The organism is Leucobacter triazinivorans (assembly GCF_004208635.1).
GTDB lineage: Bacteria > Actinomycetota > Actinomycetes > Actinomycetales > Microbacteriaceae > Leucobacter > Leucobacter triazinivorans.
The window spans coordinates 36994-56518 of the sequence record NZ_CP035806.1 but is presented as its reverse complement, the minus strand read 5'-3'; the positions used below and the strand labels follow the sequence as shown (position 1 = coordinate 56518).

The 19525-nt window shown below is 71.7% G+C and carries 17 protein-coding genes; 4 read left to right on the top strand and 13 right to left on the bottom strand.

Annotated elements, in window-relative coordinates; genetic code table 11:
• Window positions 1-105: 105 nt before the first annotated feature.
• The 11 genes from EVS81_RS00255 to efp all read right to left on the bottom strand — a co-directional run bounded on the left by EVS81_RS00255 (window position 106) and on the right by efp (window position 12060).
• The gene (locus EVS81_RS00255; RefSeq protein ID WP_240739894.1) at window positions 106-1104 is read right to left on the bottom strand and encodes a DMT family transporter; all 999 of its coding nucleotides are present in this window, start codon (window positions 1102-1104) and stop codon (window positions 106-108) included.
• Between the two features lie 58 nt (window positions 1105-1162).
• Entirely contained in the window at window positions 1163-2071 is a 909-nt protein-coding gene (gene gmk, locus EVS81_RS00250; RefSeq protein ID WP_130108619.1) for a guanylate kinase, read from the bottom strand.
• Window positions 2072-2127: 56 nt separating this feature from the next.
• Window positions 2128-3003, bottom strand: a complete 876-nt coding sequence (gene pyrF, locus EVS81_RS00245) for an orotidine-5'-phosphate decarboxylase (protein WP_420813242.1) — start codon at window positions 3001-3003, stop codon at window positions 2128-2130.
• A 2-nt stretch (window positions 3004-3005) separates the two neighbouring features.
• Entirely contained in the window at window positions 3006-6296 is a 3291-nt protein-coding gene (carB, locus tag EVS81_RS00240; RefSeq protein ID WP_130108618.1) for a carbamoyl-phosphate synthase large subunit, read from the bottom strand.
• Between the two features lie 4 nt (window positions 6297-6300).
• Window positions 6301-7527, bottom strand: coding sequence for a glutamine-hydrolyzing carbamoyl-phosphate synthase small subunit (carA, locus tag EVS81_RS00235; protein ID WP_205879355.1), 1227 nt, complete (start codon window positions 7525-7527; stop codon window positions 6301-6303).
• A complete protein-coding gene (locus EVS81_RS15710) occupies window positions 7524-8072 on the bottom strand; it encodes a PH-like domain-containing protein (RefSeq protein WP_165384157.1) in 549 nt (182 codons plus the stop codon). The genes carA and EVS81_RS15710 overlap by 4 nt, the downstream gene beginning before the upstream one ends.
• Complete coding sequence (locus EVS81_RS00230; RefSeq protein WP_130108617.1) at window positions 8069-9460, bottom strand: dihydroorotase; 1392 nt, start codon at window positions 9458-9460, stop codon at window positions 8069-8071. The genes EVS81_RS15710 and EVS81_RS00230 overlap by 4 nt, the downstream gene beginning before the upstream one ends.
• Window positions 9457-10437, bottom strand: coding sequence for an aspartate carbamoyltransferase catalytic subunit (locus EVS81_RS00225; RefSeq protein WP_130108616.1), 981 nt, complete (start codon window positions 10435-10437; stop codon window positions 9457-9459). Before EVS81_RS00225 ends, EVS81_RS00230 begins: the two co-directional genes overlap by 4 nt.
• Window positions 10434-10979 carry a bifunctional pyr operon transcriptional regulator/uracil phosphoribosyltransferase PyrR gene (gene pyrR / locus EVS81_RS00220; protein WP_130108615.1) on the bottom strand — a complete coding sequence of 182 codons (546 nt, stop codon included), beginning with the start codon at window positions 10977-10979 and terminating at the stop codon, window positions 10434-10436. The genes EVS81_RS00225 and pyrR overlap by 4 nt, the downstream gene beginning before the upstream one ends.
• A gap of 89 nt (window positions 10980-11068) precedes the next feature.
• The gene (gene nusB / locus EVS81_RS00215) at window positions 11069-11485 is read right to left on the bottom strand and encodes a transcription antitermination factor NusB (RefSeq protein ID WP_130108614.1); all 417 of its coding nucleotides are present in this window, start codon (window positions 11483-11485) and stop codon (window positions 11069-11071) included.
• Window positions 11486-11496: 11 nt separating this feature from the next.
• Window positions 11497-12060, bottom strand: coding sequence for an elongation factor P (gene efp / locus EVS81_RS00210; protein WP_130108613.1), 564 nt, complete (start codon window positions 12058-12060; stop codon window positions 11497-11499).
• Window positions 12061-12199: 139 nt separating this feature from the next.
• Between efp and EVS81_RS00205 the strand changes: the two genes are divergently transcribed.
• The 3 genes from EVS81_RS00205 to EVS81_RS00195 all read left to right on the top strand — a co-directional run bounded on the left by EVS81_RS00205 (window position 12200) and on the right by EVS81_RS00195 (window position 15165).
• Window positions 12200-12766, top strand: a complete 567-nt coding sequence (locus EVS81_RS00205; protein ID WP_130108612.1) for a thioesterase family protein — start codon at window positions 12200-12202, stop codon at window positions 12764-12766.
• Window positions 12767-12953: 187 nt separating this feature from the next.
• Window positions 12954-14522, top strand: a complete 1569-nt coding sequence (locus tag EVS81_RS00200) for an HNH endonuclease signature motif containing protein (protein WP_130108611.1) — start codon at window positions 12954-12956, stop codon at window positions 14520-14522.
• Window positions 14523-14553: 31 nt separating this feature from the next.
• Complete coding sequence (locus EVS81_RS00195) at window positions 14554-15165, top strand: hypothetical protein (protein ID WP_130108610.1); 612 nt, start codon at window positions 14554-14556, stop codon at window positions 15163-15165.
• Here the strand turns inward: EVS81_RS00195 and EVS81_RS00190 are convergent.
• Window positions 15162-16067 (bottom strand): hypothetical protein, encoded by a 906-nt coding sequence (locus tag EVS81_RS00190; RefSeq protein ID WP_130108609.1) that lies wholly within the window; start codon window positions 16065-16067, stop codon window positions 15162-15164. The genes EVS81_RS00195 and EVS81_RS00190 overlap by 4 nt on opposite strands.
• 30 nt (window positions 16068-16097) lie before the next feature.
• Window positions 16098-17966 (bottom strand): vWA domain-containing protein, encoded by a 1869-nt coding sequence (locus EVS81_RS00185; RefSeq protein ID WP_130108608.1) that lies wholly within the window; start codon window positions 17964-17966, stop codon window positions 16098-16100.
• Between the two features lie 91 nt (window positions 17967-18057).
• Here EVS81_RS00185 and EVS81_RS00180 point away from each other — a divergent pair, with 91 nt between their 5' ends.
• Window positions 18058-19500, top strand: coding sequence for an AAA family ATPase (locus tag EVS81_RS00180; RefSeq protein ID WP_240739893.1), 1443 nt, complete (start codon window positions 18058-18060; stop codon window positions 19498-19500).
• The last annotated feature ends 25 nt before the right edge of the window (window positions 19501-19525 follow it).

Below are 19525 nucleotides of genomic sequence, written 5' to 3'. Positions count from 1 at the left end.
AGGCGCACCCTTCGCGCGCCACATCACATGATGGTTAGGCGCACCTAACTTTGTCAACCCCTATGGGTGAGCCTCGCGTCGCACAGGCGCGCACCGAGCCTCCGGCTAGGAGATGCGCCCGCCCCCGGCGACGCCCGTGTCGAGCGCGGAGTGCCCCGTCTGCGGGTGGAACTTCGCCAGCCCCAGCACCCCGATCACCGCGACCGCTCCCGAGAGCACGAACGCGACGATCGCCCACGGGGGCGCGCCCGCGGCCTCGTTCAGCACCACGATGCCGATGAGCACGGCGACGATCGGGTCGATCACGGTGAGCCCCGCGACGACGAGATCGGGCGGCCCCGAGGAGTAGGCGTTCTGCACGAACACCATGCCGAGCAGAGCGCCCACCAGGAGCGCGCCCACGCAGGTCCAGGTCAGCCACTCGAACTCACCCTGCTGCAGCCGACCGATCACCACCTTCGCGAACGTGGCCACGAAGCCGTAGAGCACCCCGGCTCCCACGATGTAGATCAGTGCGACGCCCTGATGACGGAAGGCGACGAAGAGCAGGAGCGCCAGCACGAGCACCACCGCGAAGATGATGAGGATCGTGATGAGCTTCGCGTCGGTGACCGGTTGATCGGAGGCGGTGAAGGCGGCGATCGTCACGAAGACGACGATGCCGAGCACGCACAGGCCGATGGACGTCTTCACGCGCTTGCCGAGCCTCACGCCGCTGAGGCGCGAATTGAGGATCGAGGTGATCACGAGGCCCACCACGCCGATCGGCTGCACGATGATGAGCGGCGACAACGACAGGGACGCGATCTGGAAGAGCACGGCCACCCCGAGCAGCAGCGTGCCGCTGACCCAGGACGGTCGGCGCAGCAGATTGAGCACGTGCCGGATCGAGAGACCGGCGCCCGCGCTCTCGCCGACGATCCGTTCGACCTTGTTGAGCCCCCGCGACTGGTACTGCGCGCCGAACGCGAGCAGCGCTGCGCCGACCAGCGCGAGGGGGATGCCGAGCAGCTGCCGGGGATCCATCGCCAGCACCTCATCGATGTCCGACATCGGGAGGAGGGCGCCCAGGCGCACGGCTGAGTCGATGAGGCTCGGGATCACAGGACCACGTTACCCCGGATCACGGCGCGACCGGCGTCCTCCGCGGGCGTGTGAGCGCTCAGTCGGTCCCTCGCATCAGTTCGACCAGCCGGGCCGCCGCACGCGGCACCTCGTCGTTGACGATGATCTCATCGAACTCGTCCGCCGCCGCGAGTTCGACCTTCGCGGTCTCGAGCCGGCGCTGCCGCTCCGCGGCGTCCTCGGTGCCGCGGCCCACGAGCCGCTCCACCAGCTCGTCCCAGCTCGGGGGCGCGAGGAACACGAGCCGCGCCTCGGGCATGCTCGCGCGCACCTGGCGCGCACCCTGCAGATCGATCTCGAGCAGCAGCGGCTCGCCCCGTTCCGCTGCTGCGAGCACCGGCCCCCGCGGCGTGCCGTAGCGGTAGCGGTTGTGCACCGTGGCCCACTCCAGCAGCTCGTCCGAAGCGAGCATCCGGTCGAACCCCTCGTCGTCCACGAAGAAGTAGTGGGTGCCCTCCTCTTCGCCGGGGCGCGGCGAGCGGGTGGTCGCCGACACCGAGAGACCGATGTCGTCGTAGTGCTCGCGGATGTAGGAGGCCACCGTGCCCTTGCCGACCGCGGTGGGGCCGGCCAGCACCGTCAACGGGGGCCGGGCCCCGTCGGGCGCCGCGCCCGTGCGCTCACGCACGAACTGCTCCAGCCGCTCGCGCTGCAGTTTGCCGAGCCCCCCGAGACGCTTGCGTTCGGAGATCCCGAGATGCTCGCGCACGCGCCCGGCCTTGACCGCGCCGATGGCCGGGAACGAGAGCAGATAGTCGGTGATGCGCAGCGACGCGGCGGGGCTGCCAGGCACCCGGGACTGCTCCAGCACCCGCAGCGGCGAGAGCTCGCCGCTGCGCAGGCGCTGCTTCAGATCGGCTCGGGCGCGCCGTGCCGCGATCGCGGCACGATTCGCCGCGACGCGATCGACCTCCGGCATGGCGGGTGTGGCGCTGTGGTTCGTCATCTCTGCTCCATCGTGGCGGTCGGAAGGGGCACCTCAAGTCTACGGTCGGTGCGAGGTCACCCGCGCGACAACGCCTCGCCGATCGCCTCGGAGCGCGCCCGCACGCGGCCCGCGAGCCCCGGCGCGCCCTCCGCGAGGATGCTGCGCGACTCGTTCGCGAGCAGCGCCCACCCGAGCCCGCCGAAGATGCCCAGCGCATCCTCGGCCCGAGCGCCCTGGTGGCCGAAGCCGGGAGCGAGCACGGGCAGCGCCGGCTTCGCGGGGGGCAGCTCGATATCGATCCCGAAGTCGGCGAGCGTCAGCGTGGCGCCGAGCACGACGCCGACCGAGTTCACGTGGCGGTCGAGCGGCGAGGCGAACGCGAGGGCGTCGTCCACCATGGCCTGCGCCACCGTGCGCCCGTCTTCGCGCCGCGCGAGCTGCACCGCGCGCGCCTCGGGGTTCGAGGTCGCCGCGAGCACGAACAGGCCCTTGCCGTGATCCCGCACGAGATCGAATGCGCCCGACAGGCTGCCGAAGCCCTGATAGGCCGTGACGGTCATCGCGTCGGCCTCGAGCGGGGAGCCCGGCGTCAGCCAGGCCGCCGCGTAGGCCGCGAAACTCGAGCCGATGTCGCCGCGCTTCACATCGGCGATCACGAGCACCCCCGCCGCGCGCGCGTCGGCGAGCACCCGCTCGAGCGCGGCGAAGCCCGCCGCGCCGAACCGCTCGAAGAAGGCGATCTGCGGTTTGACGCACGCCGCGACCCCGGCGGCCGCGGCCACCACCTCGCGCCCCATGCGCTCGGCGCCGGAGGCATCGTCGGGCAGCCCCCAGGCGTCGAGCAGCGGCGCGTGCGGATCGATCCCCACGCACAGGTGGCGCCGTGCCGCCAGCGCGACGGCGAGACGGTTGGAGAAGGCGCCCTCGGCGCGCGATGCCACCGCGCTCACCGTCACTCCGCCTCGCGCGCCGCGCGGCGATCGAGCTCGTACGCCTGCAGCGACTTCACAGCGAAGCCCTGCTGCTGCGCCGAGATCGCGCCCACCGCGGCCGAGAGCTCGGAGACGGTGGTGAAGATCGGCTTGTCCGCCGCGACCGCCGCCGCACGGATCTCGTAGCCGTCGGCGCGGGCCGAGCTGCCCGAGGGCGTGTTGATGATCATGTCGATCTCGCCGCGATTGATGAGGTCGACGATCGTGTCGCCCTCGGCGTGCGCCGAGTGCTTGCGCGCGACCTCGGAGGAGATCCCGTTGCGCGCGAGCACGACCTGGGTGCCCTGCGTCGCGAGGATCCGGTATCCCAGCTCCTGGAGGCGCAGCGCCGGCTGCACGATCGAGCGCTTGTCGCGATCCGCCACGGACAGGAACACCGTGCCCGAGGTCGGCAGCTCGCTGCCCGCCGCGGACTGGCTCTTCGCGAACGCCGTCGGGAAATCCCGGTCCATGCCCATGACCTCGCCGGTCGAGCGCATCTCGGGACCGAGCAGCGAGTCGACGACGAGTCCCTGGTGCGTGCGGAAGCGCTTGAACGGCAGCACCGCCTCCTTGACCGCGATGGGCGCGTCGATCGGCGCGCGCGAGCCGTCGCGTTCGGGCAGGAAGCCGGCGTCGATGAGCTGCTGGATGCTCTCCCCCGCCATGATCCGCGAGGCGGCCTTGGCGAGCGGGATCCCCAGCGCCTTCGACACGAACGGGACGGTGCGCGACGCGCGAGGGTTCGCCTCGAGCACGTAGAGCACGCCCTGGCCGATCGCGAACTGCACGTTGAGCAGCCCGCGCACGCCGATCCCCTCGGCGATGCCGAGCGTGGCCTCGCGCACCCGGGCGATCTGATCGTGACCCAGCGTGACGGGCGGCAGGGTACAGCTGGAGTCGCCCGAGTGCACCCCCGCCTCTTCGATGTGCTCCATCACGCCGCCCACGTAGAGCTGCTCGCCGTCGTAGAGCGCGTCCACGTCGATCTCGATCGCGTCGTCGAGGAAGCGGTCGACGAGCAGCGGGTGGCCGGGGCCGACGAGGGCGTGACCCTCGATGCGGCCGAAGTAGCCATGCAGCGATTCCGTGTCGTAGACGATCTCCATGCCGCGACCGCCGAGCACGAACGAGGGGCGCACGAGCACCGGGTAGCCGATCTCCTCGGCCACGCGCACCGCGCCCTCCTCGTCGATCGCCGTGCCGTTGCGGGGGGCGACGAGACCCGCCTGCTCGAGGATGCCCGCGAACGCGCCGCGCTCCTCGGCGAGGTCGATCGCCTCGGGAGTCGTGCCGAGGATCGGGATCCCGGCATCCTTGAGCGGCTGCGCGAGACCGAGCGCGGTCTGTCCGCCGAGCTGCACGACGACGCCCAGGAGCTCACCGCTGCGCTGCTCCGCGTGGATCACCTCGAGGACGTCCTCGAGGGTCAGCGGCTCGAAGTACAGCCGGTCGCTCGTGTCGTAGTCGGTCGAGACCGTCTCGGGGTTGCAGTTGATCATGATGGTCTCGTAGCCCGCCTCGGACAGCGCGAAGGAGGCGTGCACGCACGAGTAGTCGAACTCGACGCCCTGGCCGATGCGGTTCGGGCCCGAACCGAGGATCACGACCTTCTTGCGCTCGCTCGGCGCGACCTCGGTCTCGAGGTCGTACGACGAGTAGTGGTAGGGCGTGAGGGCCGGGAACTCGCCGGCGCACGTGTCGACCGTCTTGAAGACCGGGCGCAGGCCGAGGCCGTGGCGCAGACCGCGGATCTCGGACTCGGAGACGCCGCGGATCGCCGCGATCTGCGCGTCCGAGAAACCGTGATCCTTGGCCTCGCGCAGCACGTCAAGCGTGAGCTGCGGCGCGGCCTTCACCGACTCGGCGACCTCGTTGATGAGCTGGATCTGGTCGAGGAACCACGGGTCGATCGCGGTCGACTCGAAGACCTGCTCGATCGTCGCACCGAGTCGCAGCGCCTGCTGCACGTCGACGATGCGGCCGTCGGTGGGGCGCTTGATCGTCTCGAGGATCTCGGCGACCGGGCGGGTCTCCTCACTCCAGTGGAACGAGGTGCCGCGCTTCTCGAGCGAGCGCAGCGACTTCTGCAGCGCGGTCGTGAAGTTGCGGCCGATCGCCATCGCCTCGCCCACCGATTTCATGGTGGTGGTGAGGGTGTCGTCGGCGGCCGGGAACTTCTCGAACGCGAAGCGGGGCGCCTTCACCACGACGTAGTCGATGGTGGGTTCGAAGCTCGCGGGCGTCTGCTGCGTGATGTCGTTCGGGATCTCGTCGAGGCGATAGCCGAGCGCCAGCTTGGCGGCGATCTTCGCGATCGGGAAGCCGGTGGCCTTCGAGGCGAGCGCCGAGGAGCGCGAGACGCGCGGGTTCATCTCGATGACGATGATGCGCCCCGTCTTCGGATCGACGGCGTACTGGATGTTGCAGCCGCCGGTGTCGACGCCCACGCGGCGGATGATGTCGATGCCGATGTCGCGCAGCTTCTGGAACTCGCGATCGGTGAGCGTCAGCGCCGGCGCCACGGTGATCGAGTCGCCCGTGTGCACGCCGACCGCGTCGACGTTCTCGATCGAGCAGACGACCACCGTGTTGTCGGCGGTGTCGCGCATGAGCTCGAGCTCGTACTCCTTCCACCCGAGGATCGACTCCTCGAGCAGCACCTCGCTCGTCGGGCTGTAGTGCAGGCCGTCGCCCGCGATGCGGACGAGATCCTCCTCGGTGTAGGCGAAGCCGGAGCCCAGCCCGCCCATGGTGAAGGACGGGCGCACCACGAGCGGGTAGCCGAGATCCTTGGCGAACTCCTTCGCCTCCTCGAGCGTGTGGGCGATGTGGGACCGGGCCACGTCGGCGCCCGACTCGATCACCAGGTCCTTGAAGATCTGGCGATCCTCGCCGCGGCGGATCGCGTCGACCTTCGCGCCGATGAGCTCGACGCCGTGCTTCTCGAGGATGCCCTGCTCGTGCAGCGCGATGGCCGCGTTGAGCGCCGTCTGCCCGCCCAGGGTCGGCAGGATCGCGTCGGGGCGCTCCTTGACGATGATCGACTCGATCACCTCGGGGGTGATGGGCTCGACGTAGGTGGCGTCGGCGAAGTCGGGGTCGGTCATGATGGTCGCGGGGTTCGAGTTGACCAGGATGACGCGCACGCCCTCCTCGCGCAGCACGCGGCAGGCCTGGGTGCCCGAGTAGTCGAACTCGCAGGCCTGGCCGATGACGATCGGGCCGGAGCCGATGACGAGGACGGAATTGATGTCTGAACGCTTGGGCATCGGGTCAGGCCTCCTGGGTCTTTCCGCTGGTTGAGCGAGCGGAGCGAGTCGAAACCAGCTCGCGGAATCGATGGAACAGATAGAAGGCGTCGTGCGGCCCCGCCGCGGCCTCGGGATGGTACTGCACCGAGAAGGCCGGAATGTCGAGGCACTCGAGCCCCTCGACCACCTGGTCGTTGAGGCTGTAGTGGCTCACCCGCACCCGGCCGAACCCCTCGGGAGCCTCGAACTCGCCCTCGATGGGGGCGTCGACCGCGAAACCGTGGTTCTGGGCGGTGATCTCGACCCGCCCGGTGCGCTTGTCGAGCACGGGCTGGTTGATGCCGCGGTGCCCGAACGGCAGCTTGTAGGTGCCGAGGCCGAGCGCCCGGCCCAGCAGCTGGTTGCCGAAGCAGATGCCGAAGTAGGGCAGCCCGTCGCGCAGCAGCTCGCGCAGCAGCGCGACTGCATCTTCGGAGGCGGCGGGATCGCCGGGGCCATTGGAGTAGAACAGTGCATCGGGCGCGATCTCGCGCACCTGCTCGAGCGTCGTGGCCGCGGGAAGCACGATCACGTCGAAGCCGTGCTCCGACAGGTACTGCACCGTGGCGCGTTTGATGCCGAGGTCGAGCACGGCGATCGATCCGACGCGCTCCACGCCCTCGGCGGCGGGCACGTCGTAGCGCTCGGGAGTGGTGACCTGTGCGGAGAGGTTCTTGCCGGCCATGCCGGCCTGCCCGCGCACGAGTTCGAGCTGCTCGGCCTCGGAGAGCTCGGCGTCGCCGCCCGAGAAGATGCCCGCGCGCATGGCGCCCGCGGAGCGGATGTGGCGGGTGACCGCACGGGTGTCGATCCCCGAGATGCCCACCACGCCGTCGTTCACGAGATCCTCGTCGAGCGAGCGCTCGGCGCGGAAGTTGGAGACGCGTCGCGCGGGATCCCGCACGACGAAGCCCGACACCCAGATCCTGCGCGACTCCATGTCGGTGTCGTTGGCTCCGGTATTGCCGATGTGGGGCGCCGTCATGAGCACGATCTGCCCGGCGTAGGAGGGGTCGGTGAGCGTCTCCTGGTAGCCCGTCATGCCCGTCGAGAACACCACCTCGCCGAGCGTGCGACCCGTCGCGCCGTAGGCGCGCCCCGAGTAGCGGGTGCCGTCCTCGAGCACGAGCACGGCCGGGCCGGTCGCGACCGCGGAGGCGGGCGGGGCGGTGACCTCGGTCACCGAGTGTGTTGCTGAAGCTGTGGTCATTTCGCGCCCTCCTGAGACGTCGAAGGTGTGGGAGAGATCTTGTCGATGGCCGAGGCGAGCGCCGTCTGCTCGGCGGGATTCGCGAGCCGGAATCCCGATTCCAGCGTGCGCTCGCCGGTCGCGCCCGGGCGGCCCGCGCCGTCGGCGCCGTCCGGCACCCAGCGGATCAGGGACAGCCCGTCGCGCTCGACGGCCTTGCCGACCCGGCCGGCCGCGGTGGCGCTGCCGCGCAGCTGCGCGGCGGGGATGCGCACGGGGCGCTCCCCCGTGACCGCGATCACGACGCCGTCGCTCAGCACGGTCAGCTCGGCGAAGCCCTTGTAGCGCAGCCCGGCGATCGCGAGTCGTTCGAACGGCGAGCCGACCGGCGTCGTCGAGACGTAGGACGCGCGCGGGAAGCTCACGAGGGTCGCCCCGGCGAGCGGAGCCGACGGCGGCTCGACAGCGCGGTCGCGCCGCGCGCGGGCGCGCCAGGCGAACCACATGCCGGCGAGCGCGAGCGCCGCGATGGCGCCCATGAGGAGCGCGTAGGCGGTCTGGCTCACAGCTCGCCGCCCTGCGAGACGAGCGCCGCGGCGGCCACCGTGCCGGGGTCGACCAGCTCGCCGCCGTCGAGCGTCAGATAGCCCCGGCGCACGGTGTAGGCGACCCGGCCGGGAAGCTCCATGCCGAGATAGGGCGAATTGACGCTGAGGCCCCGCAGGCGCGCAAGGTCGAACTCGCTCGAGCCGCTCGGGTCGACCAGTGCGATATCGGCCGGCTGCCCGGCCTCGAGCGCCGTCGGATGCCCCTCCAGGCGACCGATCTCGGCGGGCCGGCGCGAGAGCAGCGTCTCGAGCTGCGCCCAGCTGGCGTGCCCCTCGTTCACGAGGGTGAGCAGCGCGATCGGCAGCGCCGACTCGAGTCCCACCATGCCGAACGCGGCGACATCCCACTCGCACTCCTTCGCCTCGATGGGGTGCGGGGCGTGGTCGGTGGCGATGATGTCGATGACGCCCTCCGCGACGGCGCGGCGCAGCGCTCGCACGTCCTCCTCGCGCCGCAGCGGCGGGTTGACCTTGTAGCGGGCGTCGTAGCTGCGCACGAGCTCCTCGGTGAGGATGAGGTGGTGCGGCGTGACCTCGGCGGTGACCTGCACGCCCCGCGCCTTCGCCCAGCGGATCACCTCGACCGACCCGGCGGTCGAGAGGTGGCAGATGTGCAGCCGGGCCCCGATGTGCTCGGCGAGCAGCACGTCGCGGGCGATGATCGACTCCTCGGCGACCGCGGGCCAGCCCTTGAGCCCGAGCTCGCTCGACAGCGCGCCCTCGTTCATCTGCGCGCCCTCCGTGAGGCGCGGATCCTGCGCGTGCTGCGCGATGACGCCGTCGAAGGTCTTCACGTACTCGAGCGCGCGGCGCATGAGCAGCGGATCGTGCACGCACTTGCCGTCGTCGGAGAAGACGCGCACCTCGGCGCGGGACTGCGCCATGGCGCCGATCTCGCTGAGGCGCTCGCCGGCGAGATCGTCGGTGACGGCGCCGATGGGGCGCACGGTCGCATAGCCCGCGGCGTCTCCGAGGCGCTGCACCTGCTCGACGACGCCTGCCGTGTCCTGCACGGGCAGGGTGTTGGCCATGGCGAAGACGCTCGTGAAGCCGCCGGCGGCCGCCGCGCGGGTGCCGGTGAGCACGGTCTCCGACTGCTCGAACCCCGGCTCGCGCAGGTGCGTGTGCAGATCCACCAGGCCCGTCAGCGCGACCAGCCCGTCGGCGTCGATAACTCGTTCGCCGTCGCGCGCGGCGATCCCGCCGTCCGCCTGAGCGACGCGCTCGACGATCGTGCCGTTCGAGATCCGCAGATCCACCTGCGGCGCCGCGGAGACGTCGCCGCCCCGCTCGGTCAGCTGGGCCGCGAGACGCGCGCCGCGGATCAGGATGTCGGGGGTGCTCATATGCTCGCCTCTCGCTCGCCGGACAGTAGGAGATACAGCGCCGCCATGCGCACGGAGACGCCGTTGGCCACCTGTTCGAGCACCGTCGAGCGCTCGGAATCGGCCGCGCGCGAGGAGATCTCGAGTCCGCGGTTCATGGGGCCGGGGTGCATCACGATCGCCTCGTCGACGAGCCGCTCCAGGCGGGCGTCGTCGAGACCCCAGTTGCGCGCGTACTCGCGCTCGTTGGGGAAGAAGGCGGCGTGCATGCGCTCGCTCTGGATGCGCAGCATCATGACGACCTCGGGGCGCTCGTCACGCAGCGCGGCGTCGAGGGAGTGGTGGATCTTCACCGGCCAGTCCCGTGCACCGTAGGGCAGCAGCGTCTCCGGCGCGACGAAGGTCACGTGCGCCCCGAGGGCGTTGAGCAGCCAGAGGTTGGATCGGGCCACGCGCGAGTGCGCGACGTCGCCGACGATCGCAACGGAGACCCCGTCGAGGTCGCGACCGCGGCTGCCGCTCGCGTCGGATACGCCGGCACCGCTTCCGAAGAGGCGGCGCCGCATCGTGAAGGCGTCGAGCAGGGCCTGGGTGGGGTGCTCGTGGGTGCCGTCACCCGCGTTGAGCACGCCCGCGTCGATCCAGCCGCTGCGGGCCAGGCGCTCCGGCGCTCCGGATGCCGGGTGCCGGATCACGACGCCGTCGGCGCCGATGGCCTGCAGCGTCTGCGCCGTGTCCTTGAGCGACTCGCCCTTCGAGACGGACGACCCCTTCGCGCTGAAGTTGATCACGTCGGCGCTCAGGCGCTTCGCCGCGGCCTCGAATGAGATGCGGGTGCGGGTGGAGTCCTCGTAGAAGAGGTTCACCACGGTCTTGCCGCGCAGCGCCGGGAGCTTCTTGACCTCGCGCTGCTGGGCCGCAGCCATGTCCTCGGCGGTGTCGAGGATCCGAATCGCGTCGTCCCTGCTCAACGTCCGGGTGTCGAGGAGGTGCCTCATCCCCTGCCCTCCGCATCGGAGATGGTCACGTCGTCGACGCCGTCGAGCTCCGTCAGGCGCACCGAGATGCGCTCGTGCTTGGCGCTCGGGAGGTTCTTGCCGATGTAGTCGGCGCGGACGGGGAGCTCTCGATGCCCGCGATCGATGAGCGCCGCGAGACGCACCGCACGCGGTCGCCCGTGATCATTCAGCGCATCGAGCGCGGCGCGCACGGTGCGACCCGAGTAGAGCACGTCGTCGACGAGCACGACGGTGGCGCCGTCGATCCCCGAGACGGGCATATCCGTCGGGTGCGGCGCCCGGGTGGGATGCTGGGCGAGGTCGTCGCGGTACATCGTGACGTCGAGGCTGCCGACCGGCACGTCCTCGCCCTCGATGCGCGAGATGATCGCCGCGATCCGCTGGGCGAGCAGGGAACCGCGCGTGGGGATGCCGACGAGCACCAGCCCCGCGACGCCCTTGTTCGCTTCGATGATTTCGTGCGAGATTCGAGTCAGCGCCCGCGAGATCTCAGCGCCTTCCAGCACTGTTCGCGTACCCATATTCGAGCCCCCCTTCTCCGCCTCACGGGACGGGAGTTAAAGAAAAGCTGCAACTCCGCCAGTCTATCGCACCGCGCGACGACGCGCGGTCACGCCGCGGCGTGGTCGGCGATGCGGCCGAGCACCCCGTTGACGAATCGGCTCGAGTCCTCGGTGGAGTACTCCTTGGCCAGTTCCACGGCCTCGTCGATCGCCACGGCAGCGGGCACCTCCGCGTTGAAGAGGATCTCCCACGCGGCCAGGCGCAGCAGGGCGCGGTCGACGTTCGGCATACGGTCGAGCGTCCACCCCTGCGCGTAGCTCATGATGAGCTCGTCGATCTCGTCGCGGTGATCGGCGACCCCGTCGACGATCTCCCGCGCGTACAGCCACGAGGCCGCACGATCGGGTTCTCCCGCGGCCCGTTTCGCCTCGGCGTTGACGATGCTGAGGAGCGGCTCCTCGCGCACATCGGCCTGGAAGAGCATGTCGAGGGCGCGCTTGCGCGCCTTGGTACGAGCACTCATCGAGGCGTCGGCTAGTCGTTGACGCGGCCGAGGTAGTCGCCCGTGCGGGTGTCGACCTTGACCTTCGTGCCGGTCTCGAGGAACAGCGGCACCTGGATCTCGGCACCGGTCTCGACGGTGGCGGGCTTGGTGCCGCCCGTGGATCGATCGCCCTGCAGGCCGGGCTCAGTGTACGTCACCTCGAGCACCACGGAGGCGGGCAGTTCGAGGTAGAGGGGCTCGCCCTCGTGGAGGGCGATCTGCACCTGCTGGTTCTCGAGCATGAAGCGCGCCGAGTCGCCCACGACGGTGCCCGCGACGGTCAGCTGATCGTAGTCGGCGGTGTCCATGAACACGAAGTCGGCGCCGTCCTGGTAGAGGTACTGGTAGTCGCGACGGTCGACGTTGGCCGTCTCGATCTTCGCGCCGGCGTTGTAGGTCTTGTCGATGATCTTGCCGGAGACCACGTTCTTCTGCTTGGTGCGCACGAACGCGCCCCCCTTGCCGGGCTTGACGTGCTGGAACTCGACCACGCTCCAGAGCTGACCGTTCTCCTTGATCACGGTGCCGTTCTTGATGTCGTTCGAGGTTGCCATATGCTCAGCCTTCTCCGGGTTCTGTGAGGTTCGAGCGCGATCCAGCGCCGATCAATTCTACACCGCACGAGCGCGATCCCTTGCAGGTCTCGCACAAACGGCGTGCGCGTGCGGCGATTCGCCGCCTAGGCTCGCGGCCATGCACATGATCTTTCGCACCCTCTGGCACCAGTGGTTCGTGGGTCGCCGGGGCGGCCCCATCGGCTTCGAGGACGTCTCTCGCTCCCGGTTCCGCGTGTGGCCCACCGACCTCGACATCCTGCGGCACATGAATAACGGCAAATACCTCTCCGTCATGGACGTCGCCCGGTTCGATCTCATCCAGCGCAACGGCGTGTGGGATCTCTTCACGCGCGAGGGGTGGTATCCCGTGGTCGTCGGGCAGACCATCTCGTACCGCAAGTCGCTGAATCCCTGGATGCGGTTCTGGATCGAGTCGCGCATCCTCGGCTTCGACGAGCAGGCGGTCTACATCGAGCAGCGCTTCGTGCGTCCCGACGCCGAGCGCCGTCCCGAGGTCTACGCGCGCGCCGTCGTGCGCGGACGGATCCTGCGGCGCGGTGGCGGAGTGGTCCCGGTCGACCAGGTCATCGAGAAGAGCGGCGCGGATCCCGAGCGGCTGCGCGTCCCCGAGGAGATCCTCGACTGGGGTCGGTCCACCAGGCTCCCGTCCACCCGGGCCGAGGCGCCCAGCACCTGGGCGTGAGCGGGCGGGCGGGGGACGCGGGATCCTCACCCCGTCATCCTGCGCGAGCACCCTCACCCCGTCATCCTGCGCGAGCACCCGCACCCCGTCATCCCGCGCGAGCACCCGCACCCCGTCATCCTGCGCGAGCGCAGCGAGTCGCAGGATCCACACCATGAATGTCAGTGGTCCCTGATGTACTCGTGGCATGCCCATCCCGTCTTCTGCTCCGGCCGCACTCGACGCACGCGTCGCGGCGCTGGATGCCGCGCTGTCTCGACTCGAGGCCGCCGAGCGGGCGGTGCGGGTGGCCGAGGCGGCCCGGCTCGAGGCCTTCGCCTCCGTGTTCGACGTGGCCGCCGCCGGGAGCGGCACCGGGCTCCGCAGCATTCCCACCGGACGGGGCGGCGAGATCCTGTATCGCACCGTCCGAGCCGAGGCCGCTGCGGCGCTGCGCCACAGCGAGCAGACCGTCGAACGGTGCTTCAACCGGGCCCACGCCCTCACCTTCTCGTATCCGCGCACCCTCGATGCGCTGCGCGACGGGTCGATCTCCGAGCAGCACACCGCTGTGATCGTCGACGCCGGGATCGTCGTCGGCGATGCCGACGATCCGGACGCGGTGCTCCGCCGAGCCGGCTACGAGCACGCGGTGCTCGAGCACGCGCGATTCGAGACGCCGAGCCGCCTGCGCCCCATCGCCCGGCGCATCGCCGAGCAGTACGCGCAGCGGCCGCTCGATGAGCGGCACGCTGAGGCGCGCAGGAGACGCCGGGTGTACCTGGCCGACGGCGACGACGGCATGTCCGACCTGGTCGCGCATCTGACCGCCGCCGAGGAGCACGGCATCTACGCCGAGCTCACCCGCAGGAGCCGCGAGATCGAGCGCGCGCAGGCCGCGCAGGCCGAGCGGGATACCGACCTGCCGTCCGAGCGACGCACCCGCGACGAGATCCGGGCCGATCTGCTCGCCGAGATCGTCCTCGGCGCTGCCTCGAAACCTGCATCGCCTCACGCGAGTGCGGGACGGGGAGCGCCGCGCGCTCAGGTGCAGGTGGTCGTCCCGGTGGAGTGCTTGACTTCCCCGGACGGCTCCGACCATGCCGACATGAGCGAGGAGCTTGGGTCGCCCACTGCACGCCCCGCTCCCACGCTCGCCGGCTACGGACCGATCGACACGGACACCGCGCGGCGGCTCGCCGGTGGTTCGAACTCCTGGGAGCTCGTACGCGTCCACGTCGGATCGGGCGGGGCACTCACGGATGATCCCGGCGGGGTGCCCGCAGATCTGAGCGCCGTGCTCGCGCATTCCGCCACCCTGCTCGCGAGTTCCGGCACCCCACCCGAGAACTCCGGCACCCTGCTCGCGGTCGACCGCTACCGTCCGAGCGCGGCGATGCGCCGGCATCTCTCCGCACGCGATCAGCACTGCCGCTTCCCTGGCTGCCGCGCGCCTCTCGCCCGCTGCGATATCGATCACACCGTCGATGCCGCCCTCGGGGGTGCGACCGCCACCGACAACCTCGCCCACCTTTGCCGCGGGCACCACACGCTGAAACACCACGGCGGCTGGCGAGTATGGCAGCAGGAGGACGGCGCGCTCGACTGGAGATCCCCGACCGGTCGCCGCTACCGCGAACGACCACCCGGCCGGGTCCTCTTCATCAGCATGTCCGAGCGCAGCCCGATGCCGGAACGAATCCCGGATTCGGAACGAACCCGGGCCCCAGATGCCCGCTCGACGTCCCACAGCGCGAGTTCCCTCCTGCTTCAGTAACGGCGCGAGATCCCCCTGCTTCAATAGGGGTATGAGCTTCTTCACTGCGCTGACGGATCGCGACGAACCCGATCACGAGGAGACCCGTGTGCCCGCCTGGATCCAGCCGAGCCCGGACGAGATCCCGGTCGCGGTCCCGCTGGTTCGAGAACTCGCGAGCGCACCCGGGGCCGCGTTGTTCCTGCAGCGAGCAGACGTCTACAGCGACGGCATCGTGTTCGTGCTGAGGCTCGACGTCCGCTTCTCCTCGGCGCTCTCCCCCGAACAGAGGGATCAGCTCAGGGGCCTGACCGGATTCGGGCACCAACCCGCCGATATCGGGCAGGAGCTGCGCGTGGGATTCGCCTTCGCCGACGACAGCCGGGTCGACTCGCTCGGGGATCCCGAGGCGAACTGGGACAGGGAGCCCGAAGGCGCCTCTCTAACCATGCTGGGAGGTGGAGGCGGAGGGGACGACCACCGCTGGACCGCGGAGTTGCAGGCCTGGCTGTGGCCGCTGCCTCCCGCCGGTCCCGCAGACCTCCACTTCGTCTACGGCCGAGCCGGCATCCGAGAGGGATCCGTGGAGATCGATCTCGGCGCTCTCGTGGCGGCCGCAGAGGGGGTGGCGCGGGTGCGCCTGCCGGACACGCCGTCTGCTTAGCCCACGGGCGGCCGGGCGCCGAGGTGCGGCCCCTGATGACCCACCTCGCGGCAATTGATGCGCACGACGCGCTCGGCGGAGTCGTAGACGTGCCGGGCGGCGAGGCGACCGTCGGCGAGCGCGCCCGCGAGCCAGGTGAAGCTGCGCGCATCGACGAGCGGGTCCCCCGCGACGACGCGGGTCAGCTGCAGCATGAGCATCTCCGGCAGCGACGCGTGCGGCCCGTGCTCGAAGCTCAGGCCGAGCACCGCAGGCGCGAGTCCCGCGGGCACCAGGCGCAGCGTCCAGCGCACGGAGCTCGCCCGTTCAGGGCCGTGCGGCGCAGGCGCCGAGCGATCGGGCACGATGTCGAGCAGCGAGAACTCACGCTCGGCCTCACTCGCAAGCACGAGCGGCTGGGCCACTGGCGCGCCGTCGCCGCGCGCGTCCGCCGTCGCACCTCCCCCACCGCCGGGCGAGCCCAGCGGGCCCAGCGGGCTCCGCTCCTCGCTCGCGGCACGCGCGAACAGGCTCCGCCACCCGTCGGCGCCCAGACCGTAGGGGGCTGCCACCGGGGTGAGCGTGGGATCGGCGGCCAGGGCCGCCCCCAGCCGGGCGAAGTCGACGCCCGCCGACGCGAACGCCTCCGGCTCGGGCACCCGCAGCCCGACCCACCCCGCGACGGTGCGAGCGGCGGCGAATGCCCGCTCGAAGCGCTCCCGCGACGCCGCGTCGTCCACGGCGCCGAACGCGGCGCCGCCCAGTTCGGCGCGCACGACCTCGGTGCGGCCGTCGAGCCAGGCGTCGAAACCCTGATCCGCGCCGGCCCCGCTCCCGGCGAGCGCCGAATCGAGGTCGGCCGCCAGGTCCGGGAACAGCACCCGAGCCAGCCGGGCTCCCGAGCCCTCATCCGTCGGCGCCATGCGCAGCCTCCCTTCGCGATGACCAGTGTCTCACGGCAGTTCGCTCTCCACGAGCCGCTGCATCGCCTCGGCGATCTCGCGCGGGTCGTCGACGCGGCTGCTGCTCGGCGCGTAGCGGCGCACGACCTCGTCCGAGCCGATCCCGATGCCGTGCACCCCCACACCGGCGGATCGCAGGCGCAGCATCTCCCGGGCCGATGCGGCCTCGTCGTTGGAGCCGCCGTCGCTCACCACGATCACTACGCGCCGGCGCTCCCGGCCGTCGCCCGTCGAGCCGCCGAGCAGGCCGAGCTGCTCCGCTGCCAGCCGCAGCGCGGCGCCGTCGTTCGTGGACCCCCGCGGCGATCGGATGCCCGCGACCATGTCGAGGCGCACGGTGTCGTCGAGTCCGCGCGAGAGGGGTTTCACCAGCTGCGTCTCGGCGTCGAAGAGCACGAGAGCGGTGCGGATGTCGAGATCCAGCTCGATGCCCTGGCGCTCCTCGGCGTGGGCGATGTCGCGCTCGGCGCCGGCGAGCGCCTCGAGCATCACCAGCGTCGCGTCGGCCGCGGCGGCGGCGGGGCGCCCCTGCATCGAGGCCGAGCGGTCCACGAGCACCACGTAGTCGGTGCTGCCGGCGCGGCGGGTGCGCCGCGGCCGGGTCTCGCGGCGCAGGAACGCCGCGGGCCGCTGCACGCCTGACCGTGCTTCGGCGAACGCCCCCGCCAGCGACTGCGGGTCCAGCGTCTCGCCCTCTGGCACCGCGCGCCGCCCGATCGTGCGCACCCGTGCAACGCGCTCCGCGATCACCCGAGCCCAGACCTCTCGCATGCGCTCGATGGCTGGAGTGAGCTCGGCGGCTCGGGCGCGGTACTCGGCCGCCGCGAGCGCCGCGCCGCTGCCGGCGGCGCCCGCCGCCGTCCGGTCGTCGTCACGCTGCTCCTCCCGCCTGCTCCCGGCAGCCTCGCTGGCCGCGTCGAGCTCGACGAGCGCCTGTACGAGCGCACCCTCCGCGGGCAGCGGCGTCGCCAGGTACGCGCTCACGAAGCCCGCCTGCTCGGCAGCGAACAGGTCCGATCCCTCGGCGGTCTGCCGCCCCTCGCCCGGTCGCGCGCGCGATTCATCGGCGCCCGGGGGAACGGCGTCGCCCCCCTCCGCCTCGGCCCGTTCGGCGCCCGGCTCCGCGTCGGCCCCGGCACCCGCGGCACCGAAGTCCTCGGTCTCGGCGCCGCCCTCGTGCTCCTGCGCCGTCGCGCCGTCCGGGGCCTCGCCCAGGCCGCGCTCGCGGGCGTCGAGCGCGAGCAGGCGCTCGTAAGGCGGCAGCAGGAGCGCGAGCGCCCGCTCGAATCGCTCCAGCGGACGCCGCTGGGGGTCCGGAGCGAGTACGCGCCGCAGGGGATCGAAGTCTCCTGCGCCGAGGCGCTGCAGCCCCCGCCATTCCTCGGCCGCATCGGCGCCGGCGCTCGCGGTATCGCACCCCAGCCCCGCCCGCAGCAGCACGGTCACCCACTGCAGATGCCGCGGTTGCTCCAAGACCTCGTTCGGCACGCTGCGCTCGAGCGCGGACGCGAGGCTCGGGCGCAGGCCCGGCATCGCGACGAGCAGTTCCGCTGCGGCCTGCAGGCGCACGACGGCGGCCACCAGCGGCTCGGACTCCGGCCGCGCCGTCACGACCGAGCGCGCCCGACGGGCGCGGTCAGGTGCCCGCGTCTCGCCGCGCACGCTCTCCCACAGCTGCAGCAGTGCGAGCGCCACGGCCTCTTCGGGTCCGTGCCCGCGCGCCGCGTACCAGCCGAGGCCGACCCGCAGCTCGGCGGGGCGACCGTCGGGCCGCACCAGCTCCCACGCGGGATCGTCAGTGACGGTGACGGCGATCCCGAGCAGCGCCCCGGCGGCCTGCAGCCCCTCGCGCGCCTCCATGCCCTCACCCTATCGGGGATGCGCGCCACCGCCGCGCGGCCGAGGGCGCGAACGATCGAAGCGCACACGGGGTACTGATAGCGTGACGGACATGCTGGCATTCGATGCGGACCCCGTACTGCGCGAGGCCCGGGCGACCTCGGAGGAGCGGCGCCGCGTGCGCCGGGCCCTCTTCGCGGCGGATCCCGCGACCCCGGAGGCCGAGGTGCACCGCGACGACCTCCGGAGGCTCGACGAACGACTCACCGGCATCCTGGACGACCCGCAGCACCGGTCCGCGATCGAGCTCGCGCTCGACGAGCAGGCGCGCACCCTGCGGATCGCAGCCGAGTCGCGTCGCGAGTCGGAGCGCCGGCGACGCGCGCTCGAGGGGGCCGACGCGATCGTCGCGCGAGCGATCGCGGGCGGGCGCTCCCTCACCGCGTCCGAGCGCACCAGCGCGGCCGCCCTCCGGGACGACGCCGGTCTCCGCGAGGATGCCGGTGCTGGCCGCAGCGACTGGCGCGCGGCGGTCACCACCTCCGCGCGGCGCGACGTCGTGCTCGACGCCCTCGGCGCGCTGCGCCTGCGCGAGGCGCGCCGCCAGCTGCGCGACGGCCTGCTGCTCACCGATCGGATGACCGGCATCATCGCCGAGGCCCTGCCCGCGGTGCTGCGCGGCGCTCCCGTGCTGCTCGTCGGCGAGACCGGAGGGGCGAAGACCGCGCTCGCCGAGCACCTGGCCCGGCAAGCGGTGGGACATGAGCCCGAGCTCGTCTCCGGCTACGGCGACATCACGAGCGCGCAGCTCATCGGCACCCACGAGCTGCGCGCCGAGGGCGGAGCCACGGTGAGCGCCTTCGTGCCCGGCCCGCTGCTGCGCGCGATGACCGAGGGCCGCCCGGTGATCCTCGACGAGCTCAACGCCATGCCCGCCGAGTTCCTCAAGCGGCTCAACCGCATCCTGCAGCTGCGGCCGGGCGACGTGCTCGGCGTGCAGGAGGACGCCGGCCGCGAGGTGCGGATCGCCCCGGGCTTCGCGATCCTCGCCACCGCCAACGAGCAGACCCCGCACCGCTATCGCGGGCTCGACCGGCTCAGCGCCGAGCTGGTCAACCGCTTCGGCGCGAACGCCTACCGGGTGCACTACCCGGACACCGGCCTCGGCTACGAGGAGTTCCCGGCCGAGAACGCGCTGCTCGCCGCGGCCGCGGTCGCCGACCCGCACGGTCGGCTGCCCGATGAGCTCTCGGTCGACGAGCTCCTGCGCGTCGCCCGGGCGGCCTTCATCAGCCAGCAGGTGTTCGCGGGCGAGCACGGCGAGGGCTTCGGCGAGTTCGTGAGCACCGAGCGCGAGATCGACGGCCGCCCGGGGCTCGAGGAGGCGGTGCTCGCGCCGCGCACGCTCGTCGCGGTGCTCCAGAAGGTCGCGGGGAGCGCGGGATCCGTCTCCCTGGATCGGGCGCTCACCCGATTCGTGGAGGGCGTGATGCACCGCGAGGATCGTCGCGTGCTCGCGCTGATCCTCGCGGGTCAGGGGTTCCGGATCGGGTGAGCGCCGCGCCGCGCCGCACGCTCGT